The organism is Streptomyces sp. NBC_00271 (assembly GCF_036178845.1).
Classification (GTDB): Bacteria; Actinomycetota; Actinomycetes; order Streptomycetales; family Streptomycetaceae; genus Streptomyces.
This window is the reverse complement of record NZ_CP108070.1, coordinates 2,456,939-2,481,701: the sequence shown is the minus strand read 5'-3', so window position 1 is coordinate 2,481,701 and position 24,763 is coordinate 2,456,939. Positions and strand designations below refer to the sequence as shown.

Annotated in this window: 21 protein-coding genes and 1 pseudogene; 15 read left to right on the top strand and 7 right to left on the bottom strand. The window is 70.8% G+C overall.

All coding sequences use genetic code 11. The annotated features are described in order from the left end of the window. The first annotated feature begins 17 nt into the window (after nt 1-17). Nucleotides 18-233 carry a response regulator transcription factor gene (locus tag OG798_RS11715; RefSeq protein ID WP_328756946.1) on the top strand — a complete coding sequence of 72 codons (216 nt, stop codon included), beginning with the start codon at nt 18-20 and terminating at the stop codon, nt 231-233. A 65-nt stretch (nt 234-298) separates the two neighbouring features. Here the strand turns inward: OG798_RS11715 and OG798_RS11710 are convergent, their stop codons facing one another. Both OG798_RS11710 and OG798_RS11705 read right to left on the bottom strand, forming a co-directional pair. After that, entirely contained in the window at nt 299-1,411 is a 1,113-nt protein-coding gene (locus OG798_RS11710) for an MFS transporter (RefSeq protein WP_328756945.1), read from the bottom strand. Between the two features lie 424 nt (nt 1,412-1,835). Further along, nucleotides 1,836-4,571 (bottom strand): helix-turn-helix transcriptional regulator, encoded by a 2,736-nt coding sequence (locus tag OG798_RS11705; RefSeq protein WP_328756944.1) that lies wholly within the window; start codon nt 4,569-4,571, stop codon nt 1,836-1,838. A gap of 238 nt (nt 4,572-4,809) precedes the next feature. Between OG798_RS11705 and OG798_RS11700 the strand changes: the two genes are divergently transcribed. From OG798_RS11700 to OG798_RS11670, 7 genes are all read left to right on the top strand, one after another. Continuing rightward, entirely contained in the window at nt 4,810-7,641 is a 2,832-nt protein-coding gene (locus OG798_RS11700) for a helix-turn-helix transcriptional regulator (RefSeq protein ID WP_328756943.1), read from the top strand. A gap of 104 nt (nt 7,642-7,745) precedes the next feature. After that, a complete protein-coding gene (locus tag OG798_RS11695; RefSeq protein ID WP_328756942.1) occupies nt 7,746-8,732 on the top strand; it encodes an alpha/beta hydrolase in 987 nt (328 codons plus the stop codon). 96 nt (nt 8,733-8,828) lie between these two features. Beyond that, complete coding sequence (locus tag OG798_RS11690; RefSeq protein WP_328756940.1) at nt 8,829-9,881, top strand: helix-turn-helix domain-containing protein; 1,053 nt, start codon at nt 8,829-8,831, stop codon at nt 9,879-9,881. Next, nucleotides 9,863-10,966 carry a helix-turn-helix domain-containing protein gene (locus tag OG798_RS11685; protein ID WP_328756939.1) on the top strand — a complete coding sequence of 368 codons (1,104 nt, stop codon included), beginning with the start codon at nt 9,863-9,865 and terminating at the stop codon, nt 10,964-10,966. Before OG798_RS11690 ends, OG798_RS11685 begins: the two co-directional genes overlap by 19 nt. Then, nucleotides 10,959-11,930 carry an alpha/beta hydrolase gene (locus OG798_RS11680; protein ID WP_328756938.1) on the top strand — a complete coding sequence of 324 codons (972 nt, stop codon included), beginning with the start codon at nt 10,959-10,961 and terminating at the stop codon, nt 11,928-11,930. Before OG798_RS11685 ends, OG798_RS11680 begins: the two co-directional genes overlap by 8 nt. A gap of 372 nt (nt 11,931-12,302) precedes the next feature. After that, nucleotides 12,303-12,560: a WhiB family transcriptional regulator gene (locus OG798_RS11675; protein WP_328756937.1), complete on the top strand. Its 258-nt coding sequence runs from the start codon at nt 12,303-12,305 to the stop codon at nt 12,558-12,560. Nucleotides 12,561-12,630: 70 nt separating this feature from the next. After that, nucleotides 12,631-13,515, top strand: a complete 885-nt coding sequence (locus OG798_RS11670; protein ID WP_328756936.1) for an alpha/beta fold hydrolase — start codon at nt 12,631-12,633, stop codon at nt 13,513-13,515. A gap of 64 nt (nt 13,516-13,579) precedes the next feature. Here OG798_RS11670 and OG798_RS11665 read toward each other — a convergent pair whose 3' ends face one another. The 3 genes from OG798_RS11665 to OG798_RS11655 form a co-directional block, all read right to left on the bottom strand. Then, nucleotides 13,580-14,194, bottom strand: a complete 615-nt coding sequence (locus OG798_RS11665; protein WP_328756935.1) for an FMN reductase — start codon at nt 14,192-14,194, stop codon at nt 13,580-13,582. Continuing rightward, a complete protein-coding gene (locus OG798_RS11660; protein WP_328756934.1) occupies nt 14,191-15,294 on the bottom strand; it encodes an LLM class flavin-dependent oxidoreductase in 1,104 nt (367 codons plus the stop codon). The genes OG798_RS11665 and OG798_RS11660 overlap by 4 nt, the downstream gene beginning before the upstream one ends. Nucleotides 15,295-15,667: 373 nt before the next feature. Then, on the bottom strand, nt 15,668-16,246 hold the full coding sequence (locus OG798_RS11655; protein WP_328756933.1) for a Dps family protein: 579 nt from the start codon (nt 16,244-16,246) through the stop codon (nt 15,668-15,670). A 238-nt stretch (nt 16,247-16,484) separates the two neighbouring features. Between OG798_RS11655 and OG798_RS11650 the strand changes: the two genes are divergently transcribed. Further along, nucleotides 16,485-17,852, top strand: coding sequence for a dihydrolipoyl dehydrogenase family protein (locus OG798_RS11650; protein WP_328756932.1), 1,368 nt, complete (start codon nt 16,485-16,487; stop codon nt 17,850-17,852). 50 nt (nt 17,853-17,902) lie between these two features. Further along, nucleotides 17,903-19,030, top strand: coding sequence for a low temperature requirement protein A (locus OG798_RS11645; RefSeq protein WP_328756931.1), 1,128 nt, complete (start codon nt 17,903-17,905; stop codon nt 19,028-19,030). Nucleotides 19,031-19,137: 107 nt separating this feature from the next. Here the strand turns inward: OG798_RS11645 and OG798_RS11640 are convergent. Then, nucleotides 19,138-19,299, bottom strand: a pseudogene (locus OG798_RS11640) (alpha/beta fold hydrolase); the annotation flags it as partial. 65 nt (nt 19,300-19,364) lie between these two features. Beyond that, complete coding sequence (locus OG798_RS11635; RefSeq protein ID WP_328756929.1) at nt 19,365-19,790, bottom strand: MarR family winged helix-turn-helix transcriptional regulator; 426 nt, start codon at nt 19,788-19,790, stop codon at nt 19,365-19,367. A 114-nt stretch (nt 19,791-19,904) separates the two neighbouring features. Here OG798_RS11635 and OG798_RS11630 point away from each other — a divergent pair, with 114 nt between their 5' ends. The 5 genes from OG798_RS11630 to OG798_RS11610 all read left to right on the top strand — a co-directional run bounded on the left by OG798_RS11630 (nt 19,905) and on the right by OG798_RS11610 (nt 24,691). Further along, nucleotides 19,905-20,126 (top strand): hypothetical protein, encoded by a 222-nt coding sequence (locus tag OG798_RS11630; protein WP_328756928.1) that lies wholly within the window; start codon nt 19,905-19,907, stop codon nt 20,124-20,126. A 601-nt stretch (nt 20,127-20,727) separates the two neighbouring features. Next, nucleotides 20,728-22,605 (top strand): amidohydrolase, encoded by a 1,878-nt coding sequence (locus OG798_RS11625; RefSeq protein ID WP_328756927.1) that lies wholly within the window; start codon nt 20,728-20,730, stop codon nt 22,603-22,605. Nucleotides 22,606-22,736: 131 nt separating this feature from the next. Further along, nucleotides 22,737-23,399, top strand: a complete 663-nt coding sequence (locus OG798_RS11620; RefSeq protein WP_328760020.1) for a hydrolase — start codon at nt 22,737-22,739, stop codon at nt 23,397-23,399. A 49-nt stretch (nt 23,400-23,448) separates the two neighbouring features. Then, nucleotides 23,449-23,973: a DoxX family protein gene (locus OG798_RS11615; protein ID WP_328756926.1), complete on the top strand. Its 525-nt coding sequence runs from the start codon at nt 23,449-23,451 to the stop codon at nt 23,971-23,973. Then, complete coding sequence (locus OG798_RS11610) at nt 23,954-24,691, top strand: YoaK family protein (RefSeq protein WP_328756925.1); 738 nt, start codon at nt 23,954-23,956, stop codon at nt 24,689-24,691. The genes OG798_RS11615 and OG798_RS11610 overlap by 20 nt, the downstream gene beginning before the upstream one ends. Nucleotides 24,692-24,763 lie beyond the last annotated feature (72 nt).

The window sequence follows — 24,763 nt, the reverse complement described above, 5'->3', positions numbered from 1 at the left end:
AACTGCGCGCCAGCGGGGTGGCACCCACCCCCGAAAACGAAAGCCGGCTGGAGCAGTTGACGGCGCAGCAGCGGCAGATCGTCGAGATGGCCGCACGCGACCTCTTGAATCGTGAGATCGGTGAACAGCTCTTCCTCTCGCCGCGCACCGTGGGCGCCCACCTGTACAACGTCTACCCCAAGCTCGGCATCAGCAGCCGGCACCAACTGCGTGATCTCCTTCAGGGCACGTGAGGCGGCGACCGGCTCATTCCCCCGGAACGGGTGTGACGGTGGAGACCGACACCGAAGGCGAAGGGTCAGTCGGTGCGACGGCGGGACCACAAGACATGGCTGCCGACCGCGAGGACGGCCAGCACCACGGTGGCAACGCAGGTTGCCGTGAAGACCGATCCGTAGCCGTTCCGGGTGAGCCCGGCAGTGAGACCGGTCGCGGCGGAACTACCGAGGAAGACTGAGGCGACGAACAACGAGACGGTCGTCGCCCGTGCGCCGGGCGCGACATCCGTGGCCCACCCCTGCAGCGAGGAGTGCAGGAAGGCGTTCGACGTGCCGATGAGGACCGAGGTGGCCGTCAAGGCCGTGACGCCCTGCGAGAGGCTCGCAAGGAGAAAGGCCACGAAGAGCGTGCTGCTGCCTATGGCGATCATCACGGTCCGGCCTATGCGCGCCACAACCTGCCTGGCCAGGTAGGCGCCGCCGATGATCCCGGCGCCGTACGTGGCGCCGACGGCGCCCGCCAGGGCAGCGGACAAGCCGTCCCGCTCCAACGCAGGGACGATGTACGTAAGGATGCCCAGCAGGATCGCGCCCTCCAACAACCCGAGGACGTAAGTCCACACGGGCCAGGCGGCGAAGGCACTCCGTACTTCGCGGCGTGCTCCCTTCACGACCGGCAACCGAACACGGCGCAGCAGCACCAGGGAAAGTGCCGCCCCGGCAGCGGTCAAGGCAAAGACGACACGCCAGTCCAACCAGGCGGCCAGGCCACCCGCTGCCAGCGTCGCCGCCGTCGTGCCCAGGGCGGTGAAGGTCTGGAGGCCGGATATCTCACGGGCCCTGGCCGCACCGGTGTAGGAATCGCCGACAATGGTCAGCATGCTCGGGAACAGTGAGCCGACGAACAACCCGGTTATGGCTCGGATCACCAGGAGCGCGGCAAAGCCGGGGGCGGCGACACTGGCCGCACTGCCCAGCAGGGTGCCGACCAGAGCGAGCCGCAAGACCCTCAGCCGACCCAGGCGATCAGCCAGCAGACCCCATACCGGCTGGCCCAGCGCGTACAACAGGACGTAGGAGGTCACCAGTTGCACGGCGCCGTCGAGTGACACCCCCTCCTCTTCGGCGAGCAGCACCAGCATGGGTGCGGTCGCGAACCGGTCGTAGAAGGAGAGGAAGCCGATAGCGCGCATGAGAGACGCGGGGAGGAGCACAGCCGTCCGAGGCTGAGACGCGGTGGAACGGGCGGCGGACCTGATGGCCCTGTCCGCGCCGGAGCCCGGGGAATCCCGGTTTCCAGGGTGACCGTGCGGCGGAACGACGTTCGACATGATTCACACGACCTCTCGAAGCAGCGCGGCGCGGGGCGAGGCCTCCGCGTTCGGTTCCGTGCGAGTGCGTGCCGTTCGCCCGGTCCTCCCCCGGTGGGAGGGCCGCGGACGTGACACCGCGGACTTCAGGTCGGCGACGCTTGTCAGGAAGGACACAGTCGTGATGGGACGCCGGTGAGATCAAGCTAAACCGGCCTGGACCAGCCAAGTAGTCCGTGCGTGCACTCCTTTGTTCCTCTACGCGCACGCTGCGGAACGCGACCGTGACCGACTGGGCACCCCTGCGCTATTCGGGAGGTTGACCGGTGCCGGGGGAAAGGAGGTCCCGCAGCTGGTGCCGGCTGCTGATGCCGAGCTTGGGGAAGATCTTGTGCAGGTGGTAGCCGACGGTCCGGGGCGACACGTAGAGCCGGGCGGCGATGTCACGGTTGGTCAGGCCCTGCGCGGCCAGTTCCGCGATCTGCCGCTCCTGCGGCGTGAGTTCGACCTCAGGGCTCGCGGCCGGTAGGGACACCGGGGCACCGGCGGCCCGGAGTTCCGCCGCCGCGCGCTCGGCCCAGGGCTGAGCGCCCAAGCGCTGGAAGATCTCCAGCGCCCCGCTCAGCATCGGGCGTGCCTCCGTGGCACGTCGGCGGCGGCGCAGCCACTCACCGAAGTCCAGCCGGGTGAGGGCGAGTTCGAAGGGCCAGCGGGCGCATGCCGGATCGGCGAGAGCGGCGAGGAAGTGCTGCTCAGCGTCCTCGGAGTCGCCGAGCAGGGCGGCGGCACGCCGGACGACGGCGTGGACGCGGGGGGACCGCGTGGCGCCGAGGCTGTGCTCGGCGGCTTCCAGCACGGAGCGGGCATCGTCCGTCCGGTCGGCCCGGACGGCCGCGGCGGCGAGGTCGCCCAGGCAGTACACGGACGCGTGGTAGTGCACGGGCAGCGGCTTGAAGTCGCGGGTGAAAGTTCCCCGCAGCAGGTCATAGGCGTTGTCGTGGTCGCCTGCCACGACGGCGGCAAGGCCCAGAGCGTGTCGGTAACGCACATGCAGGCTGCGGGACTTGCGCAGGTCGATGCCACGGACCGCATCCTGCGCCTGGGCGCGGGCGGCCTCGTGGTCGCCGCACACGGCGTGCAGGGTGGCCTGGAGCAGAGGCGAGCCGACGGTGACGTTGTCGGCGCCCGCCTCCGCGGCCGCTTGGTAGGCGTCCTCGGCTGCGGTCAGGGCGGCCGTCCAGGAGCCGGTCTCGAAGAGGCCGAGTGCGAGGGCCTGTCCGACGGTCGCGTTCGTGCCGGCGGTCGCGGCCCGCCGCATCTGGTCCATGGCCTGACCGAGCACGCGGACCGCGAGTTCGCTCTCGTCCAGGACCCACGCGGCGGCGCCCAGGGCGGCGAGGACGCCGACCGAGTCGTCCGGCTTGCCGGCCAGCGCACGTTCCAGCCGGTGGAGCGCGTCCGTTCGCCGGGTGTGCGGGTGGAGCGCGGCATGAATCCATGCCTGTGCGACGGGCTCGTCCGCGTGGCCGACCAGTGCGCAGAGGCGGTCGAACTCGCCCTGGTAGAAGGGGTCTCCGGAGTTGTAGGCGGAGGTGGCTGCGGTGCTCAGGGCGCCGAGGGCCAGCGCCGGCGCCGGGCCGGCCATGGACTCGGCCACGGGGAGCAGGACCGCCAGCGCGTCGTCGTGGCGCAGGGTGACACCCAGGGCCCAGCCGCCCAGGAGCGCGGCCCGGGCGCGGAGGCCGGGGTCCTCGGTAAGCCCGGGGACGCGGTCGGTGAGCTCACCGACCCATTGCGGATGCCCTGCGTACATGGCGGATTCCGCCGCCGCCAGCAGACGCTCGGTGTGCTGCGCCGGATCGGGGGTCAGCTCCGCGGCGCGTTCCAGGGCCGCCGCCGCGGCGGCGTGTCCGCCCCGGTCGCGGGAGCGCTCGGCGGTCTCGGCCAGGGCGTCGGCCACCTCCTGGTCCGGTCCCAGCGCGGCGGCGGCCAGGTGCCAGGCCCGGCGGTCGGGTTCGTGCGTCAGCGCGGCGGCCAGCGCCAGGTGCGCCTCGCGTCGGTCGGTGAACGAGGCGGCCTGGAGGACGGCGGAGCGCACCAGCGGGTGACGGAGCGTCACCTGCCCGCCCTCGACCCGTACCAGACCTGCCTCCTCGGCCGGGAGCAGCGCCTTCGCCGCGTCCAGGTCGGGGGCGGCGAGCAGGATGTCCGACAGCTGGGCGGTGCCCGCGGTGGCGACGAGCAGCAGGGCGCGCCGTGCCTCCAGGGGAAGCGTGGGCAGGTCGGCGGCGAAGAGGGTTTCCAGACGGCTGGTGAGCGGAAGGGGCCGACCGTGGGCGGTGGTGCTGCCGTCCCGGGCGAGCGCGCGGCTCAGCTCGATCAGGGCCAGCGGGTTGCCCGTGGCCTGCTGGAGGATCTCGGTGCGCGCCCGGCCCTGCGGCGGGGACGGCTGGGCGTCCAGCAGCCGGACGGCGGCCATGGGTTCCAGCGGGCCGACCACCAGATGGGGGAAGTCGCGGTCGAAACGGGCCGGAACCGCCTCCTCCCGCGAGGCGAGCAGCAGCACGGCCCGCTCGGGGTCGAGGCGGCGCGCGAGGAAGGCGAGGAGGTCGAGCGAGCCGAGGTCTAGCCACTGGGCGTCGTCCACGAGCAGCAGCAGCGGCTGCCGGGCGGCGGCATCGGAGAGCAGGGTCAGTGCGCCCAGGCGCAGCAGCAGCGGATCCACTGGTTCCTCGCCGTCCGCGTCGCCGAGACCGAACGCGGCGGACAGCGCGTCGCGCTGCCGCTCCGGCAGCTCGTCCACGGCCCCCAGCAGCGGTCGCAGCAGCTGGTGCACCCCCGCGAGGCACAGGCCGGACTCGCCCTCGCTGCCCCGTACGCGAAGCGTCCGCAGGTGGCGGGACCCGGCTTGGGCGGCGGCCCACTCGACCAGAGTGCTCTTACCCGAGCCCGGCTCGCCGGTGAGCACCAGGACCTTCGGGCCCAAGCCGTCCGCGGCATCGAGGAGCCGGGCCAGACCGGACAGCTCTCGATCCCTGCCCATGATCTCCGGGCCGGACGCGGGTCGGTCAGGGGGGTGCACGGTGGTCCTCGTCTCGGTCGCCTGATCCTGCAGGGGGGATTCTGCCAGCCGAACGGTGCCACGCCCGGCGACTGCCACTGGTCACATGACAGATGCGTACCGCCCCCGGAGCCCTGAAGATCGTTCCATCGGAGTTGGTGGCCGAACAGACGTGCAGTGCAATGTCCGGGGTACACGAATGACGATCGAGACAGTAGGCATGACTGCCACTGGTGCGACTGCCGGCTCACATCACCGGGAGCCCGCGGGTACCGGGCTGGTCGGCCGAGAGGCCGAACTCGGGCGGATCCTCCAGAGCGCCGGGCCAGGGCAGAGCACCCCGTCCCGGGGGCTACTGCTGCTCGGAGAGGAAGGCATAGGCAGGAGCCGGCTGTTGCGCGCCGCCGGGGAGCAGGCCGCCCAGGACGGCGCGCTGGTGTTGTCGGCGCACGGCTGGGCCGTGGAGCGAGACCGCCCCTACGCCTGCCTACGCCAGTTGCTCACCCTAGTTCTGGACGAGACCGGCGGTCTGCCCGAGCCCCAGCGTCGGGCTCTGGTGACAGTGGTCGCCGCGAGGCCCGGGCCGTCCCCGGTCGATGCCCGGCCGGTTCAGATGGCGGTGCTGGTGCTGCTTCAGCACCTTGCCGCCTCAGCACCGGTGCTGCTGACGGTGGACGACATCCAGGACTGCGACCAGGCCTCAATGGACGTGATCGGCTCGGTCATCCGCCACCTGCCCGGCCGCGGTGTGTCGGTGCTCCTCGCGGCGCGCGGCGAGGCCGTCCCGACGGGGCTGCCGACGGAACTGGGCTTGCTGTACCTGGCGCCACTGACGCCGAGGGCCGCCGCCGCGCTCCTGGACGAACAGCCTGGTGTACCCCGGGGCCGCCGTAGGCTGGAACTGCTGGAGGAGGCCAGAGGAAACCCGCAGGCGTTGCTGGAACTGTGCCGACTGGGACGGTCGGCTGCAGACCGGGCCGTCCCCGGCGGGAAGCTGCCCCAACTTCGTTTCGCTCAGGACGAGTTCGAGTCCCGGCTCGCCGCCCTGCCTGCCACTACGCAGCACGCGCTGCTCTACGCGGCGCTCGCGGATCCCGGCGAGGACCTCTGGACAGTCATGACCGCCCTGGACACGCCGGACCTCGATGTCTGGGCCCCGGCGGAGGCGGCCGGCATCGTCACCGTGGCCGACGGAGGGATCTCGTTCCGGCACGCACTGGTACGCCGTTCCGCGGGAGCGCGGCACCCCGCCCAGCTGCGCCGCACGGCCTACCTGGCCCTGGCTGAGGCAGCCGGCCCGCAGGCGTCCCGCGCCCGCTACCGGGCGGCGGCCGCACTCGGACCCGATGAGTCGATCGCCGTCGCGCTCGAAGGAGCCGCCTGGGACGCGCAGGACGCCTTCACCGCGGCGGCCACCCTGGAACAGGCTGCCCGGCTCAGCCCCGGCGTGCGCGACCGCGCCCGACGGCTGGCCGAGGCACTGGCCGCCGCCCACCTCGTCGGGGACCCGGACTGGGTGGGGGACCTGTACCAGGAGTTCACCAGGATCGATGCGGACGCCGAGACGACCTTTCTGGCCGCCGCCGCCATGAGCACCGCCCTCTCGCTGTCCTCCTTCCAGGAAGAAGCCTTCGACCTGTTGCTGGACGTCTGCGAGCGCACCCTGCCCGGCGACGGCCCCCTCACGCTCGCCCTGGCCTCGCTGGCCGCAGCCGTCGCCGACCAGTCCGCACTGCCGCAACACCGCAGCCGATTGGCGGCACTGCTCGCACGGACCGAGAGCAGGACCCGGGCCGGCTCGGAGTCCATCGGGTCGCTGGCACGGCTCGACGACCCCGAGGTGCGGTCGGCCCTGCGCGCCGTCGTGTCCCTGGTGGCGACGCCCCCGGGCTCCGCCGCCCGGCTCCTGCGCGGTCTCGAACAGCCGCGCCTCGGGGCCCTTCCGGACAGTCCGAGCAGGCTGGCCCAGCGGCTCGCCGTAGCCTGGGCCGCCTACCAGGCGGACGAAGCCGACGCCTGCCTGCGGCAGTACCGCAAGGCCGACGCACAGCTGCGCACCCGCAAGGCGCTCGGTCTGCGGGCCTGGTCGCTGGCGCCGATGGCGGACACGCTCCTGGCGACAGGCCGGTGGACGGAGGCGGAGGCGCTGCTCGAGGAAAGCAGCGACGGTGCCGCTGTCCTGGGGCAGTCCCGCGTTCAGGCAGATCTCGACGCGCTCGCCCTGACCCTGTCCGCGCTGCGCGGCGGGACCGTACCGGATCCGTCTGCGGCCGAGGCGCGTTGGCGTGCCCTTGACCTTGAGGGAAACCGCGCGACCCAGGCGCGCATCCTGCGGGCCCGTGCCCTGGCGGCAACCGCCCAGGGTGACTGGGCCCGGGCCTTCCGCCAGTGGCGGGCGCTGTTCGACGCGGACGGCTCGCCGCTGCACCCGTTCCTGTCGCCGCGTGCCATCGCCGAACTCGCCGTCGCCGCCAAGCGGACGGGGCGGGAGGAGGAGACGGCGCGGATTCTGGCCCGGGTCCGCTCGCAGCAGGGCGAGCGGCCCACCACGCGGATGACGCTGCTGCTCCACCACGCGGCCGCACTGGTGGACTTTGAGGGTGACCCCGAGCAGCACTTCCAGCTAGCGGTGGTCAACCCCGAGAGTGAGCAATGGCCGTGGGAGCGAGCCCAGGCCCGGCTCAGCTACGCGGTCTGGCTCCGGCGTGGCCGCCGGCCGCTGGAGGCACGGGAGCAGCTGACCGCGGCCCTGGAGATGGCCGAACAGCTCGGCGCGGATCCGCTGGCCGCGGCCGTCCGGGCCGAGCTGCGCGCCAGCGGAGCGGCCTGCGCTGCCGAACCTGATGTCGCACTGGCCGAACTGACTGCTCAGCAGCGGCAGATCGTCCGGCTGGCGGCCAGTGGCCTGTCGAATCGTGAGATCGGTGAGCAGCTGTTTCTGTCACCGCGTACGGTGGGCACACATCTGTACAACGTCTATCCCAAACTCGGCGTGAGTCGGCGCCACCAACTGCGCGATCTGTTGTCCGCGGCGGAGACCGACATCGCCTGACGAAGTATTTCAGCGGTGCGATGCGGGTGCCGGGGTTTCTTCGTCTCCCGGCTGCTGGGGCGTCGGAGAGAGCCTCCAGGGGCCGAGCGAGAGGTGAGAGTGGAATGCAGTCGGACTCCAGCGACGGCGCAGCCGGGTTCCTCCCGCCCGTCGTTGTGCTCGACCCGGCGGTGGAACGGCTGGTGGCAGCCTCGGCCACACCGCCCTTCCTGGACGAACTGGGCCCGGTGCTCGGTCGTCAGGCGCTGTGCGAGTCGCAGGCGGACCGAGTCGACGACTTTGAGATGGACGCCGTCTTCCGGGTGGCCCCGGTCGGTCCTTCGGGGCTCGTCGGCTTCTGGTCCTTCCGTCCCGTCGGTGTGACCGGGCCGCTGCCGACGCTGTTCTACGTCCACGGTGGCCGCTGGATGCTCGGGGACGCCCAGACGCATGCCCGCCTGATCAGCGAGTTCGTCCGGGACCTGGGAGTCACGGCCATCGTTCCCGAGTACAGCCGCGCTCCCGAGGCCCGGTATCCCGTGGCGCTGGAGGAGTGCTACGACCTGCTGGCCTGGACCGTCGAACACGCCGGGGAACTGGACCTGGACCCCGGCCGGCTGGCCGTGGCTGGGGACTGCGCCGGGGCCACCCTCGCCACCGCGCTCACCATGGTGGCCCGAGCGCGCGGCGGGTCGGCGATCCGGGCTCAGCTGCTCTACTACCCGCTCACCGACTCCCGCTGCGACAGTGACTCCCAGCAGCGTTTCGCCACTGGCTACCTGCTCACCCGACAAGCCCTCCACGGGTACTGGCAGCAGTATGCGCCGGACCCGGGGCAGCTGGCCGAGCCCACCGCGTCCCCGCTGCGGGCGACCCGTGCGGACCTGACGGGACTCCCGCCCGCGTTGGTGGTCACCGCGGAGGCGGACGTGGCCAGGGACGAAGGGGAGCAGTACGCACGACGGCTGCGCGACGCAGATGTCGAGGTGACGGCCGTACGAGTCCTCGGAACCGTCCACGACTTCGTCTCGCTGAACGCCCTGCGCGACAGCCCGCCCACCCGTGCCGCGGTGCGGCAGGGATGCGATTTCCTGCGGGCGAAGCTGAGCTGAAGCCGGCCCGTTCGACGCGAGTCGGCCGGGGACTGGGACGCCAACCAGTCGGCTGACGTATTCAGTCGCGTTCCGGCCTCGGAGCAGACTGCTCCCATGTCAGCATTGATCAGCCCCATCGACGAGGGAACCGGGCGACGCGGGCTCACCGCGAGGCCGCCGGCCCAGGTGCTGTCGACCCGCTCGGTTCCGCCGCACGAGAGCCTGGAGTTCTGGCACGACGCCGTGCTCGCCACCCTGGTCGGCATGGACATCAGCACCGACGGGCGGACCTATGACGCCACCATGCGCACGGATCGCCTCGCCGAGCTGCGGATCACCACGGTCGAGTGTGATCCCGGCGAGGTCCACCGGTCCCCGAGATTCATAGCCGCCGGCGACGGCCGCCAGGTCTTCGTGGCGGTACAGGCCAGGGGCGTCGCACAGGTGGAACAGGACGGCCGGGTGACGGAGCTGCGACCGGGCGACATCGCGTTCTTCGAGACGATCCGCCCGTTCCGCACCCGCTTCCCCGAGCGGTTCCAGCTGAAGATCTTCGCGGTTCCTCGCATCCTGCTCTGCCAGGAGGAGGCGGAGCTGCATGACATCACCGCACGTGCGTGGCGCCCCACTGGGGGACTCCCGGCGCTGCTCTCCCCTTTCCTGTCCCGGCTCGCCGACGCATCCGACTCCTACAGCACCCCCGTCGGCGAACGGCTCGCGGCCAACGTCGTAGACCTGATGGCGGCCACCGCGGCCCAGTGCGCGGGACGGGAGACCGGTGAGCTTCCTGGCGCGGGGCGTGTGTTGCTGCTGCGCGTGCAGAACTTCATCCGCTGGCACCTGTCCGACCCCGACCTGACCCCGCAGGTCGTGGCCCGTTCCCATGGCATCTCGGTCCGCTACCTGCACCGGCTGTTCGAGGGCGAGGGCACCACTGTCTGCCAGTGGATCCGCGACCTACGACTTCAGGAGTGCTGCGTCGACCTCGCCACGGCGGCCGCGGGGACCGCCGACCTGGGGAGGGTCGCCCGTCGCTGGGGGTTCAGCGGCTCCGCCCACCTGGGACGGGTCTTCCGCTCCTCCCTCGGCCTCTCCCCGACGGAGTGGCTCCGACGCGAGCACGCCCGGCGCGGACGTGGGGAGCAGTCGTGGCCGAACCCCAACTGACCACAAACGCCGATGCGCTCGTGTTCTCGACCCGGGAGCTGGCCCCCGAGGACCGGACGGCCGCCTGGCAGGCGGCGCTCTCCCGCGTCCTCGTCGAGGTCGAGGTGTCGCCGGTGCCCGGCACCGACCCCTGGACGGGGACACTGCGCGCCGAGCGGTTCGGAGCCCTTCAGATCGCCACCGAGGAGACCGGCGCCCCGGTGACGATCGTGCGCACCTCGGCCGCCGTGGCCGCCGACGGCCGCTCGCATGTGCTGCTTCGCCAGCAGCTGCACGGCTCCGTCCTGTTGTTGCAGGACGGCCGGGCTACGCGGCTGGACCCGGGCGGCCTGGCGTTCCACGACGCGAGCCGACCGTTCAAGCTCGTCATCACCTCCGACCAGCGCGCCCGGATCCTGATGCTGCCGCGGGCGCTGCTCCGGCTGGAGGAAGCGCAGCTGCGCCGCCTCACCGCGACGGTCCTGGACGATGCCGAGGATGCTCCGGCCGACCTGTTGCTGCCGCTGCTGTCCGGTCTGGCCGAGGAGTCCCTCGCCGCCGCCCCGGCCCTGCGCGAGCGGCTCGCCCGCGCCACGGCGGACCTGGTCGCGGTTCTGGCGCTGCACCAGGCGGGGGCTCAGGAGGCGGAGCAGCGGCGGCCCGGGGCAGAACTTCTGGACCGGATCAAGGCCCATATGGAGACCCGCCTGGGCGAGCCGGAACTCTCCCCGCAGGACATCGCCCACCGCAACGGCGTCTCCCTGCGCTACCTGCACCAGCTCTTCCAGCGGGAGGGGACCACCGTCAACTCCTGGGTGCGTGCCCGCCGCCTGGAGGCTGCGAGCGAGGAACTGGCCCGGCCCGACGCGGCCCGGTGCACGATCGCCGTCGTGGCGGCGCGCTGGGGCTTCGCCAGCTCCGCGCACTTCAGCCGGGTCTTCCGCGAGGCCTACGACATGTCGCCGGTCGAGTGGCGACGAGCGTCCTCGGCGGCGCGTGCACTGGCGGTCCGGAAGCCGTGCACGGGCGGACAAGCCTCCGCGCCGCCGATTCCTAGCCTGAATGCCGATGTCAGTCACAACATCCAAGGAGCAGAAGATGTCTGACGACACGTCAGTAGTTGCCCTCTTGCTGGAGACGGAGGCGCAGGCCTTCGCCGAGGCGACCGCGAACCCGCCGTACCTGTTCGACCTCGCCCCGGCGGAGGGTCGCAAGGCCGTCGACGAGGTGCAGTCCGGCGAGATCGAGATGCCGAACATCGACGAGGAGTGGATCACCGTCCCGGGCGGTCCGACGGGCAGCGTCCGGGCCCGGATCGTCAAGCCCGCCGGCGTCACCGGCATCCTCCCGGTGATCCTCTACATCCACGGCGCGGGCTGGGTGTTCGGCAACGCCCACACCCACGACCGCCTGGTCCGCGAACTGGCCGTCGGCGCCGAGGCCGCGGTGGTCTTCCCCGAGTACGACCTCTCGCCCGAGGCCCGCTACCCCGTCGCCATCGAGCAGAACTACACGGTCGCCCGGTGGGTCGTGCAGCAGGGCGCGTCCAAGGGCCTGGACGGCAGCCGCCTCGCGGTGGCCGGCGACTCCGTCGGCGGCAACATGACCGCCGCGCTGACCCTGATGGCCAAGGAGCGCGGCGATGTCCCGCTGCTCCAGCAGGTCCTGTTCTACCCGGTCACCGACGCGAACTTCGACACCGGCTCCTACCACCAGTTCGCCACCGGCTACTTCCTGCGCCGCGACGGCATGCAGTGGTTCTGGGACCAGTACACGACCGACGAGGCCGATCGCGCCCAGATCACCGCCTCCCCGCTGCGCGCCACCACCGAGCAGCTCACCGGCCTGCCCCCGGCCCTGGTCATCACCGGCGAGGCCGACGTCCTGCGCGACGAGGGCGAGGCCTACGCGGGCAAGCTGCGCGAGGCCGGCGTGCCCGTCACCGCCGTCCGCTTCCAGGGCATCATCCACGACTTCGTGATGCTCAACACCCTGCGCGGCACCCAGGCTGCCCAGGGCGCCATCACCCTCGCGGTCCAGACCCTGCGTACCGCCCTGCACACGGACTGACGATCCGGATCGTGGCCTCCACGAGGGGCTACGCGCCACCGTCCGTCCTCCCGTGGCAAGTCCCTCGTCCCCACCCCTTTCCCGCAGGAGGGCCAGGGCGGGACCGACGTCTCCGTCGGCATCACCTGGTTCCCGGCGACTTGCGTGGCCGACGTCGAGGGACGAGGTCGGCTTCTCGCATCTGCCAAGCGCAGGAGAACATCCTCGCCGACGCCCGCGACGCGACCGCCCGCACGGATGAGTTCGGGGGCGACGGGACGCAGGACCTGCTCGTCGCGCAGGTCATTCGCACCGGCGAGCTCCAAGACCGGTGCCTGGCGGAGCAGTTGGCCGTCACCACTTGTGTCCACACTTGAGCGGAGGGGCAGTGCGATGAAGCCACTTGGCGCGAAGCCCCTCCTCGACGAGTGGGGCTGGCAGAGTGCGGCGTCCTGCCGCGGCATGGACAGCTCCGTCTTCTTCTCCTCGTCCCACGAACGCGGCAGCAAGCGACGGCAGCGCGAACTGCGCGCCCAGGCCATCTGCCGCTGCTGTCCGGTCCAACGGCTCTGCGCCGACTTCGCGCTGCGGACCGCCCAGACCTACGGAGTGTGGGGAGGCCTCACCGAGGCCGACCGCAACGCCGGTTGAAGGCCCCACCTCCACCTATTGGCCCACCTCTTCGCCCCGCCCCGTGCGGGGTCCCAGTACAGGGGTCCTCATGCGTATCCTCCCCTCAGCCCGCCGGGCGCTCGTCCTCACCTGCACGGCAGCCGCCGCCGGTGCCCTGGCCTTCTCGGCGCCCGTCACGGCAGCGACCTCGCAGACTGCAGCGGCCCAGGCCGCCACCGAGCAGCGCGAGGCGCAGACCAAGCCCACGATCGTGCTCGTGCACGGCGCCTGGGCCGACGCATCGAGCTGGAACGCCGTCATGTCCCGTCTGCTGCACGCGGGCTACACGGTCTACGCGCCGCCGAACCCGCTGCGCGGAGTGAGCGCCGACGCGGAGACGATCCGTGACTTCGTCGCCTCGATCCCGGGCCCGGTCGTGCTGGTGGGCCACTCCTACGGTGGGATGGTCATCACCAACGCGGCCGCCGGCAGCTCGAACGTGCGCGCTCTGGTCTATGACGACGCCTACATCCCCGACGAGGGCGAGACCGTGTTCCAGATCAACGCCGCCCGGCCCGGGTCGTGCGTCACCGCGGACCCGGCGACCTTCCTCAATCTCGTGCCGTACCCGGGCGCCCCGGCCGGCGATGTCGACGCCTACCTCAAGTACGCCCCCAACGGCAGCTACCGGGGCTTCACCGGCTGCTTCGCCAACGGCGTCCCGGCCGCGCAGACCAGACTGCTGGCCGCAGGACAGCGGCCCTTCGCCGTCAGCGCAGGCTCGCAGCCCTCGGGGACGCCCGCATGGAAGTCGCTCCCGTCCTGGGCGGTCGTCGGCACCGAGGACCATGTCATCCCGCCGGCTGAGCAGCTCTTCATGGCGAAGCGGGCCGGCGCGCACGTCGTCGAGGTCGCGGCGGGCCACCTGTCCCTGATCACCCGTGCCGACACCGTCGCCGACACGATCATCGCGGCGGCCCGGTCCGCCGGCTGAGGCCCGGCTTTTCGGCAAGGGTCAGGGGTCGACACCGAGGTGGCGACCCCTGACCCGGAAGCGCTCAGTCGAAGCGCAGATCGGAGAGCTGTTTCCTGGACGAGGCGGGGTCGTCTTCGGAGAGCGGCCCGTCTGCTCTGGTGACCAGGATTGAGGCCATCTCCCGGCCGGCCCGCTGTATACGTGCCGGCAGCCCTTCCGTGTGTGCGCTGCCGCCGGTTCCCCAGTCCTCGGACGCCGCGTAGACACCGGTCGGGACGACCACGGCACGCAAGTAGGCGAAGAGCGGACGCAGCGCGTGATCCAGGACCAGCGAGTGGCGGGGAGTGCCTCCCGTCGCCGCGATCAGGACCGGTTTGCCCGTGAGAGCGTCCGGATCGATCAGATCGAAGAAGGACTTGAACAGCCCGCTGTACGAGGCGCTGAACACCGGTGTCACGGCGACCAGGCTGTCTGCGTCCGTCACCGCTGCGATCGCGGTGGCCAGTTGCGGTGCGGGGAAACCGGTCACGAGGCTGTTGGCGATGGCGGCAGACAGGGCACGCAACTCGATGACATCCACGTCCACCTTGTGGCCTTGATCGGAGAGTTCATCGCAGACCGTGTCAGCGAGGCGGTCTGCGAGCAGGCGTGTGGAGGACGGGACGCTCAGCCCCGCCGAGACGACTACGACCTTCATACAACGGTCACCGCTTCCGAGGAAGCTTCTGCGGCGGAAGGGAGCAGAGACCGGTGGGTCGGTGCCTCCGGAACGTTCGCCGGGCGGCCGTTCGCGAACTCCTTGCGCAGCACCGGGACGACCTCCTCGCCGAGCAGGTCGAGCTGCTCGAGGACCGTCTTCAGCGGCAGCCCGGCGTGGTCCACCAGGAACAGCTGGCGCTGGTAGTCACCGGCGTAGTCGCGGAAGGCCAGGGTCTTCTCGATGACCTCCTGCGGGGAGCCGACGGTCAGCGGGGTCTGGTCGGTGAACTCCTCCAGGGAGGGACCGTGCCCGTAGACCGGCGCGTTGTCGAAGTACGGCCGGAACTCGCGCACGGCGTCCTGGGAGTTCTTCCGCATGAACACCTGCCCGCCGAGACCGACGATCGCCTGCTCGGGCGTGCCGTGCCCGTAGTGCGCGTACCGCTCCCGGTACAGCTCGACCATCTGCTTGGTGTGGTCGGCGGGCCAGAAGATGTTGTTGTGGAAGAAGCCGTCGCCGTAGTAGGCGGCCTGCTCGGCTATCTCCGGGGAGCGGATGGAGCCGTGCCAGACGAACGGCGGCACCCCGTCCAGCGGACGCGGGGTGGAGGTGAAGCCCTGCAGCGGGCTGCGGAACTTGCCCTCCCAGTTGACGACGTCCTCGCGCCACAGCCGCCGCAGCAGGGCGTAGTTCTCGATGGCGAGGTTGATGCCCTGACGGACGTCCTGGCCGAACCAGGGGTAGACCGGGCCGGTGTTCCCGCGCCCCATCATCAGGTCCACCCGGCCGTCGGCCAGGTGCTGGAGCATCGCGAAGTCCTCGGCGATCTTCACCGGGTCGTTGGTGGTGATCAGGGTGGTCGACGTCGACAGGATCAGCCGCTCGGTCCGCGCCGCGACATAGCCGAGCATCGTCGTCGGCGACGAGGGCACGAACGGCGGGTTGTGGTGCTCGCCGGTCGCGAAGACGTCCAGGCCGACCTCCTCGGCCTTCAGCGCGATGGCGACCATGGCCTTGATCCGCTCGCGTTCGGTCGGCGTCCGGCCCGTGGTGGGGTCCGGTGTGACGTCGCCGACGCTGAAGATCCCGAACTGCACGGTTCCTCCGTTTATCAGGTGATTGAATGGTTCTCGAACGGGCTGGAGTCCACTGCTCGGTTGGGGGGACTGTGCGTGTACGGGAAGTGGTCCCACAGCGTTCTCCTCCGCTACCCCGTCGTACCGGCGGTCCGCGCCTCGCTCGCATGGAACCCCCGGCCGACGTCAGGTGAGGTGCCGCAACAGCGTGGTGACCGCCGGAGGTGCCTCGCCAGGAGGTCGTGCCACCTTGATCTTCCAGCTCGTCGCCGTTCGGCGTCGCCCCGGCGAGTAGCCACCAGGGTTAGGTCAACAGCATCATGCTCCAGCGCCGGGCCGGCGGCCCGGCCGGGACGAACGCGCACCGGCGAGCAGCGGCGGTCCGAGCCAGTGTTCAGGCGCGGACCAGCGGTGTGTCGACCAGGTGCTCGGCCAGGAACCACGCCTGCCGTTCACCGGTCCTGATCACCTGGGACACCAGCAGGTCGTTGGTGCCGTCGTCGCCCAGCTCGGCGGTCCGTGAGGCGGCGTCGTGGGCGTCGATGAGGATGGTCTCGTGGGCCTCCAGCAGCCGTGACAGCATGGCCGGCACCTCCTCCACCCCGTCCGGGGGCCGCGGAATCGACGTGATCTCCGCGACGTGCCTGGGGTCTCCCACCGCGACGCCCCCCAGGGACTGGACGCGTTCGGCGATGGTGTCGATGATTTCGAGCTGTTCGCCCGCGTGCTTGTCCAGGACCAGGTGCAGCTGGTAGAAGGTCGCGCCGCGCATCAGCCAGTGGTGCTTCTTGTAGAGGCCGTAGAGGATCTGCGTGTCCGCGAGGGCCTTGTTCAGTCGCTGGCAGGAGTACATCCGTGCCTCATAGGACAGGGCGACCGGGAACTGCTTGACGGTTCCGAACTCCTGGATCACCTCGCCCTTCTGGTGCAGCCATGGCTGGCTGCCGTTCACGGGTGTGGAATTGGTGGTCATGGCGCGCCTCCCGCGGTGCTGTGCTGTGTATACCCCGATGACGCTAGGTGCCCGTTCGGGGGGCGGCTTGACCGGCAGTGCACGCGGTGGTGACCGCCAGCGCACTGTGGCCGGTGCCCGTCCTCGGCGTTCGCTCTCGGGCAGGTATTCGTGCGCTGGCGGACCAGGGCCGTTGTCGGGCCGCTCTAGCCTCACCGGGACAGTCCATGTCCGGAGAGCCGGTGGAGCGAGGAGAGACATGAGCGCGAACGAGCAGGCGGATGTGGTGGTCGTCGGGCTGGGGCCGGGCGGCGAATACGTCGCCGGCACGCTGGCCGAAGCGGGACTGGACGTCGTGGGGGTCGAGGCGGAACTTGTCGGGGGCGAATGTCCGTACTGGGCTTGTGTGCCCAGCAAGATGATGATCCGGGCCGGGAACCTGCTCGCCGAGGCGGGCCGGGTTCCCGCCCTCGCCGGTGAGGCGGTGGTGAGTCCGGACTGGACCAGGGTCGCCGGACGTATCCGCGACGAGGCCACCGACGACTGGAACGACCAGGTGGCCGCGGACCGCTTCGCGGCGAAGGGCGGGCGGCTCGTGCGGGGGAGGGGGCGTCTCGTCGGGCCGCGCCAGCTGATGGTCGGGGACCGCACGTTCGAGGCCCGGCGCGGTGTCGTCCTGGCCACCGGCACCCGGCCGCGGATCCCCGCAGTCCCGGGTCTGGAAGGAACGCCGTACTGGACCAGCCGGGACGCCGTGGCTGCCAAGGAGCTGCCCGCGTCGATGCTGGTGCTCGGTGGGGGCGCCATCGGCGTCGAACTCGCCCAGGTCTTCGCCCGTTTCAAGTGCGCGGTCACAGTGATCGAGGGGCAGGACCGGCTGCTGGCGCAGGAGGAGCCGGAAGCGGGGGAGTTGGCCGCGGAGGCGCTGCGGGCGGACGGCGTCAGCGTCTTCACGGGCGCACGGGCGCGGCAAGTCAGCCATGACGGCACCGCGTTCACCGTCCGCCTTGACGGTGATGAGCAACTGCTCAGTGCCGAACGGCTTCTGGTCGCCACCGGACGCCACGCCGACCTGACCCCCCTGGGGGTCGACACGGTGGGGCTCGATCCGACGGCGGGAGCTGTGCCCACGGACGGGCGGATGCGGGCCGGCGAGGGGTTGTGGGCGATCGGCGACATCACCGGCCGGGGAGCCTTCACGCACATGTCGATGTACCAGGCGGAGATCGCCGTCCGGGACATCCTCGGGCAACCCGGTCCCGACGCCGACTACCGGGCGTTGCCCCGTGTCACCTTCACCGATCCGGAGATCGGCGCGGTGGGACTGACGGAGCGCCAGGCGCGGGAGCGGGGGCTGCGCGTGCGCACCAGCGTGGTGACCATCGCCTCCTCCACGCGCGGCTGGATCCACGGGCCGGGCAACGAGGGGTTCATCAAGCTCGTCGAGGACGCCGACCGGGGCGTGCTGATCGGCGCGACCTCGGCGGGGCCGGCGGGAGGCGAGGTGCTTTACGGGCTGAACGTGGCCGTCCATGCCGAGGTACCCGTCGACCGGCTTCAGCACATGATCTACACCTATCCCACCTTCCACCGGACGATCGAGGCGGCCCTGGGAGCCCTCCGCTGAACCGCGCCCCGACCATGGAGGCGGACCCGGGTGCCAGGCGGTGGCGCACCATGGTGGGCCGCAACCCCGGCGAGCCGCACAGGTCCGCCACCTCGCTGGAGCTCTTCTCCGACCTGTGCTTCGTCGTCGCGGTGGCGCAGGCGTCCACGAGCCTGCACGGGGCGCTGACGGAGGGGGACTACGCCACCGGAGTCCTGCGCTTCGCGCTGGTCTTCTTCACCGTCTGGTGGGCGTGGATGAACTTCACCTGGTTCGCCTCCGCCTACGACCCGGACGACATCCCGTACCGGCTGACAGTGCTGGCCCAGATCACCGGCTCCCTGGTCCTCGCCGCCGGCGTGCGCCGCGCGTTCGAGGACGGAGATCTGCACGTCATCACACTCGGCTACGTCCTGCTGCGTACGGCGCTGGCCGCGCTCTGGCTGCGCGCCGCGCTGTCCGACCCTGCCCGGCGGAGCACCACGCTGCGCTTCGCCGCCGGGGTCACGGCGTGTCAGTTCGGCTGGGTGGGGCTGCTCTTCCTCCCGGCGCCGGTGCGGCTGCCCGGCATCGTGGTGATGATCGCGGCCGAAGTGTCCGTTCCCGTATGGGCACAGTCCGCCGGGATGACGCCCTGGCATCCGCACCACATCGCTGAGCGCTACGAACTGTTCACCCTCATCGTCCTCGGCGAGTCCGTCGCGGCCGCCACCGTCGCCGTCCGTAGCGCCTTCGACCGGCACCACGGCACCGGTTCGCTGTACGCACTGGCGGCCGGTGGCCTGCTCATGGCCTACGCCATGTGGTGGCTGTACTTCGCCAGACCCGCGCACACCCTGCTGGCCACGACGCACCAGGCCCACCGCAGGAGATTCCCCTGGGCCTACGGTCACTACCTGATCTTCGCCTCGGCGACCGCCGAGGGCGCCGGCCTGGCCGCGTACGCCGACCACGTCACTCGGCACACCGGGGCCTCGCCGATGGCTGCCGGAGCCGCGGTCACTGTTCCGGCAGCGGTCTTCCTGATCACGGTCTGGGCGGTGCACCTCCGGCCACACCAAAGGAACATGGCAGAGCGGGCACCGTTTCCCGTCGCCTCGGCAGGTGTCCTGTTGGCCACCTGGTCCCCGGCACCCGCGCTACTTGCCGGTGCGCTACTGGCGGTCCTGGCCGTCGTGATCACGGTGCCACGTCGGTGACCAGGCCCGCGTCGGGATCCCCGCCCTGGACAAAGACGAAAAGGCCGCGCGGACGGACACCGTACAGAGACTCCGTCCGCGCTGCCGCCGTTCCGCCAGCCGCCTTGTCAGCTCGTCGCGCGTACCGCGTCGCGGATGAGATCAGCGACCTCCTTGGGCTGGGACACGGTCACGGCGTGCGACGCGCCCTCGATCTCGACGATCGTCGCACTGGCACGCTTCGCGACACAGCGCTCCACCTCGGGGTTGATCGCCTGATCCGTGACGGCGCCGGGCAATCGGCGGCCGGCGAACATCTCGGTGTGACGAACTGCACTATCGGCGTGCATCAGGATCAGGTGGCTCTGTCGATCAGCTCGAGGAGACCGGCCAGCGTCTCGCGCTCATCGCCGGCGAGGACCCCGAAGATGTCCCGGAGCACCTGTCCGCCCGCCCGACTGGCGGCGATGAACGCCGTGTTCCCCGCGTCGGTGATGTTGACGAGCTTGGCCCGACGATCGGTCGGATCGGGGCTCCGTTCCACGAGGCCGTCACGTTCGAGGCCGTCCACCGCCTCCGTGACCGTGCGTGCGGCGAAGCCGAGTTGTAGGGCCAGCGACGACTGGCGGGTCGGGCCTTGTTCGGCGAGCACCTGCAGCAGCTTGGTCCGCGCCAGGGAAAGCCCTCCGTCGGCCATCCGGTCGTCGACGACCCGCCGCACCCGATGCGACAAGGTCAAGAAGCGCATTCCCAACTCTTCGGGTCCCACCGTGTCGCCCATCCGAACTCCTTGCGCAGCTTAATGTTGAGGTACCTCATCAATACCTCCTGCGACCCGGGCTTCAATGCCACTGGTCTCGGACGGGATCTGCCAGGAGCCAACGTCCTGGCAACGGTGCTCACCCGCGCGGGCATCGGGGACCCCCGGCGCGGGGCCGGCATCATCGTCCGGCTGGCCACGGATCCGGCCTTCGCCACTCTCACCGGCGGCTACTACTCAGTGAAGGATGCAAGGCCATTGCAGTGTCCGCCGCCGGGCCGGGGCGCTGACATCCAGCGCGAGTTGTGGGACGAGACGTCGCGCTTCCTGGAGAAGATGCAGGAAGGCGCCTTGTGACACAGCAACCCTCGCCTCGGCCTGCGGCCGGGACGGGTGTGTTTCGATTGCCGGTTCGCGGCCAATCCCGGCTTGGGCCCGCGTCATTGGGCGGTGTCTTCGCCGGTGAAGCGGACGCTCCCGAGGGCAAGTATCGCGAGGAGATCGGCACTTCGGATCCCTGCGGGCTCCGAGTGACGGACGCGGAGCAACGGCTCGGCCAATGCCCACAGTTCGTTGCCCACGTCGCACGGCCGACTCCCCACGGCCCGCGAACGGCCGGAACAGAGGCGGTGGAAATTATCCACGAGCGCACCGGACTTGGCCTCAGGGTGCACGGAGAGGCAGTGCACTGTCGGGACGCAGCCAGTGCACTGCCGGGATACAGGGGCACTTCGGCTCGAAATAGCCTGGCGGCGAAGCAGTCGCGGGGCGCCTGGGTCTGGACCTGTGCATCGCGTAGAAATCCCACCCGCAATTCGGATCGGTGCGTCGGTTCAGCGTGGGCGCGGTAACGCGCATCCCCGGTTCTCTTCCACCCGCCGCTGTCGTTCACATGGAAAGTCGATTCGATGAAATCGACGCCGTTCATCCCGCAGGAGGTTGTCGAAAGGTGTCCACGATGCCGGTCGGTGGGCTGGTTCCCCGCGCCACCGACGACGCCGCGGACCTGGTCGTCCGCAACGCGAAGATCCACACCGGAGACCCGGTCCGCCCACAGGCCGAAGCGATCGCCGTCCGCGACGGTGTCATCACGGTTGTCGGCGACGACAACGACGTCGCTCCCCAGGTCGGCCCGGCGACGAAGGTGGTCGACGCCCTGGGCCGCCGACTGATACCCGGCCTCAACGACGCGCACCTGCATGTCATCCGAGGCGGGCTCAACTACGTACTGGAATTGCGCTGGGACGGTGTCTCCACGCTGCGCCAGGGCCTGGCGATGCTGCGTGAGCAGGCCGCACGCACGCCCAAGGGCCAGTGGGTGCGGGTTGTGGGCGGATGGTCGGCCGAGCAGTTCGCCGAACGGCGGCTGCCGACCGTCGCCGAGCTGAACGCCGCCGCGCCGGACACCCCGGTGTTCGTCCTGCACCTGTACCAGTCGGCGGTCCTCAACCGGGCGGCGCTCAAGGCCGCCGGATTCACGCGGGACACCCCCGACCCCAGAGGCGGTCAGATAGTACGGGGCAGGGACGGTGAACCCACGGGCATGCTGCTGGCCGCACCCAGCGCCCTGATCCTCTACTCGACCCTGGCCAAGGCCCCGGTGCTGGAGGGCGAGGACAAGAAGACCTCCACCCGTCACTTCCTGCGGGAACTGAACAGGTTCGGACTCACATCGGCGATCGACGCGGCCGGGGGATTCCAGAACTTCCCCGACAACTACAGCACCGTCGTCGAACTGGCGAAGACGGGTCAACTGTCGCTGCGCATCGCCTACCACCTCTTCCCGCAGACCGCCGGTCAGGAAATCGACGACCTGACCCGCTGGATCGAAATGGCCGACCCCGAGGACGGGGACGAATGGCTGCGCCTCAACGGCGCGGGCGAGAACCTCACCTGGGCGGCGGCGGATTTCGAGAACTTCGCCCAGCCGCGCCCGGAACACGGCGACTACGAGGCGGAATTCGAGAAGGCCGTGCGCCTCCTCATGGAGAGCGGCTGGGGTTTCCGGCTGCACGCCACCTATGACGAGACCATCCGCAGGGACCTCGCGGTGTTCGAGAAGCTCGCCGCGGAGGGGCTCTTCCCGGCCGGAAACAGGTGGCTGTTCGACCATGCGGAAACCGTCTCCGCGGACAGCCTGGACCGCATCGCCGCCCTCGGCGGCGCCATGTCCGTGCAGAACCGGCTGTCCTTCCAGGGCGAGGCGTTCGTACGCCGCTACGGTCCCGGTGCCGCCGCGGACGCCCCGCCGATCCGGGCCATGCTGGAACGCGGCCTGACCGTCGGCGCCGGCACCGACGCCACCCGGGTCTCCACCTACAACCCCTGGGTCGCCCTGCACTGGCTGGTCACCGGCCGCACCGTCGGAGACCTGGTCGTCCGCCCGCCGCACAACCGGGTGGACCGCCGGACCGCGCTGGCGATGTTCACCGAAGCGGGTGCCGCGCTGAGCGGCGAGGAGGGACTCAAGGGCATCCTGCGGCCGGGCTGCTTCGGAGACCTGGCCGTCCTGTCCGAGGACTACTTCACCGTGCCCGAGCCGGACATCGCGCACATCGAGTCCCTGCTGACGGTAGTCGGCGGCCGGATCGTCTATGCCACCGCCGAGTACGAGGGCCTGGACGAGGAGCTGCCGCCGGTCAGCCCCGAGTGGAGCCCGGTGGCGCACTTCGGCGGCTACCAGGCCTCGCCCGGCACGGGCCTGTCGGGCGCCCGCCAGGCCGAACTGCTCGGACAGGCCGTCGCCGAGTCGGAGCAGCACCGCCAGTGGCGCGCCCGACGAGGGCTCACCCCCGAATCCGCGAGCTCGTTCTTCGACCCCTGCTTCTCGCTCTGATCTCCCGGGAGGGGCCGGCCATGAGCCGCCCCTCCCGGGACACCACCCCAACTCGCGCCGTCCACCGGACGGTTGCTCTCACCACCGGACGTCCGTCCGCGATCACGTCGCACATGGAAAGGCTCACTCTCATGGCCAACATCGCCGAGGTCACCGCCGCCCCCAGCCCGGACCTGCTCACCCCGGACAACTGCGCGGTGTTGTTCGTGGACCACCAGCCGCAGATGTTCTTCGGCACGGGCAGCGGCGATCGCACCGCCATCATCAACTCCACCTTGGGCCTGGCGAAGTCCGCAAGGGTGTTCGACGTGCCGGTCGTGCTGAGCACGGTGGCCGCCGAGTCCTTCTCCGGTCCGATCATGCCGCAGCTGGCGGCCGTCTTCCCCGAGAAGAAGATCATCGACCGCAGCACGATGAACGCCTGGGAGGACCTCGCCTTCGTCGAGGCGGTCAAGGCGACCGGCCGCAAGAAGCTCGTCATCGCCGGCCTGTGGACCGAGGTATGCGTCGTCCTGCCGGCGCTCTCCGCCATCGCCCAGGGCTACGAGGTCTACGTGGTCACCGACGCGTCCGGCGGTGTCAGCCCGCAGGCCCACGAGCACGCGATCCAGCGCATGGTCCAGGGCGGCGCGGTCCCGGTGACCTGGGTGCAGGTGCTGCTGGAGCTCCAGCGCGACTGGGCTCGCACCGAGACGTACGCCGCCGTGGGCGACGTGGTCAAGGAGCACGGCGGCGCCTACGGCCTCGGCCTCGTCTACGCCCAGGCGGTCATCGGCGCTCACGCGGCCGGCTGACCTCTTCACTCAGGCCATTGACGGAACGTCAGGAACAGGCAGGAACGTAGTGGATACCGGACTGTTGGTGCTCCGGCTGGTGGCGGGTCTTCTCATCGCGGGGCATGGAGTGCAGAAGGTCAGCTTCTGGCTGGGGGGCAACGGCTTGGCGGGCGGAACCGAGGAGTTCAGGCACGACGGCTTCCGCGGCGGCCGGCTCACCGCGCTCGCTGCGGGCGGCAGCCAGGTCGGCGCCGGCCTGTTCCTGGCGGCCGGTCTGCTCAGTCCCGCGGCGGCGATGGCCGCCATGGGGGTGATGACGGTCGCGGGCACGGTCAAGTGGCACAACGGGCTCTGGGTGCAGAACGACGGCTACGAGTACCCGATGATCCTCGTCGTCGTCTCCGCGGTGCTGGCGCTCACCGGTCCCGGGCGCTGGTCGGTCGACCACGTCCTCGGCTTGACCCCTTGGCCGCTGTGGGTCTCCGTCGCGGTGATCGTGATCGGCCCGGCCAGCGGACTGCTCACCCGGGTGGTACTGCACCGCCCGCCCGCTCCCGGCAGGAGGCCCCCGCATGTACAAGCTGCTGACTGACGCGGCCCGCACGTTGGCCCCGCCCCGGGGAGACCGGCACGGCCCGCTGCCACCTCTCATGCTGACGCTGACCGCGGTGACCGGTCTCGTCGACGCCGTGAGCTATCTGGCGCTCGGGCACGTCTTCGTCGCCAACATGACCGGCAACGTGGTCTTCCTCGGGTTCGCGCTGGCGGGGGCCAAGGGTCTGTCCGAGCTCGCCTCCGTCGTGGCGATGGCCGCGTTCCTCGTCGGCGCGCTGGCGGGTGGACGGCTCGGCACCCGGTTCGCGGCACACCGCGGGCGGCTGCTGACCATTGCCACGGCGCTGCAGGTCGTGCTCGTCGCCGCTGCCGTCGTCACGGCCGCGGCGACCCACGGCAGAGTGACCACCACGGTCCAGTACACCCTGATCGTGCTCCTCGGCCTCGCCATGGGACAACAGAACGCGGTCGCCCGGCGCCTCGGCGTCCCCGACCTGACCACGACCGTCCTGACCCTCACCCTGACGGGACTGGCCGCGGACTCCGCCCTGGCCGGCGGGACGGCACCGCGGCCCGGGCGACGGATCCTGTCCGTGCTGGCCATGTTCCTCGGAGCCCTCGCCGGTGCCGCGCTCCTGCTACACGCCGAACTCGCCCTCACCCTGGGCCTGGCGCTGGTGCTGCTCTCGGTGACCTCCCTGGTCACCCAACGCCTTTCGGCCTCGGACGCCGCCTGGATCAGACCGCAGTCATGAACGGGGCGTCGGCCCCTCGTCCGAATCACGGACGAGGGGCCGACGCGTACATCAGCACTGGCCGCGTCGCCC

Coding starts and splice junctions, on each gene's coding strand:
- OG798_RS11710 (WP_328756945.1), bottom strand. CDS start 1,411: ATGCGCGCTATCGGCTTCCTCTCCTTCTACGACCGGTTCGCGACCGCA.
- OG798_RS11705 (WP_328756944.1), bottom strand. CDS start 4,571: ATGGGCAGGGATCGAGAGCTGTCCGGTCTGGCCCGGCTCCTCGATGCC.
- OG798_RS11700 (WP_328756943.1), top strand. CDS start 4,810: ATGACTGCCACTGGTGCGACTGCCGGCTCACATCACCGGGAGCCCGCG.
- OG798_RS11695 (WP_328756942.1), top strand. CDS start 7,746: ATGCAGTCGGACTCCAGCGACGGCGCAGCCGGGTTCCTCCCGCCCGTC.
- OG798_RS11690 (WP_328756940.1), top strand. CDS start 8,829: ATGTCAGCATTGATCAGCCCCATCGACGAGGGAACCGGGCGACGCGGG.
- OG798_RS11680 (WP_328756938.1), top strand. CDS start 10,959: ATGTCTGACGACACGTCAGTAGTTGCCCTCTTGCTGGAGACGGAGGCG.
- OG798_RS11675 (WP_328756937.1), top strand. CDS start 12,303: ATGAAGCCACTTGGCGCGAAGCCCCTCCTCGACGAGTGGGGCTGGCAG.
- OG798_RS11670 (WP_328756936.1), top strand. CDS start 12,631: ATGCGTATCCTCCCCTCAGCCCGCCGGGCGCTCGTCCTCACCTGCACG.
- OG798_RS11665 (WP_328756935.1), bottom strand. CDS start 14,194: ATGAAGGTCGTAGTCGTCTCGGCGGGGCTGAGCGTCCCGTCCTCCACA.
- OG798_RS11655 (WP_328756933.1), bottom strand. CDS start 16,246: ATGACCACCAATTCCACACCCGTGAACGGCAGCCAGCCATGGCTGCAC.
- OG798_RS11650 (WP_328756932.1), top strand. CDS start 16,485: ATGAGCGCGAACGAGCAGGCGGATGTGGTGGTCGTCGGGCTGGGGCCG.
- OG798_RS11645 (WP_328756931.1), top strand. CDS start 17,903: ATGGTGGGCCGCAACCCCGGCGAGCCGCACAGGTCCGCCACCTCGCTG.
- OG798_RS11635 (WP_328756929.1), bottom strand. CDS start 19,790: ATGGGCGACACGGTGGGACCCGAAGAGTTGGGAATGCGCTTCTTGACC.
- OG798_RS11625 (WP_328756927.1), top strand. CDS start 20,728: ATGCCGGTCGGTGGGCTGGTTCCCCGCGCCACCGACGACGCCGCGGAC.
- OG798_RS11620 (WP_328760020.1), top strand. CDS start 22,737: ATGGCCAACATCGCCGAGGTCACCGCCGCCCCCAGCCCGGACCTGCTC.
- OG798_RS11610 (WP_328756925.1), top strand. CDS start 23,954: ATGTACAAGCTGCTGACTGACGCGGCCCGCACGTTGGCCCCGCCCCGG.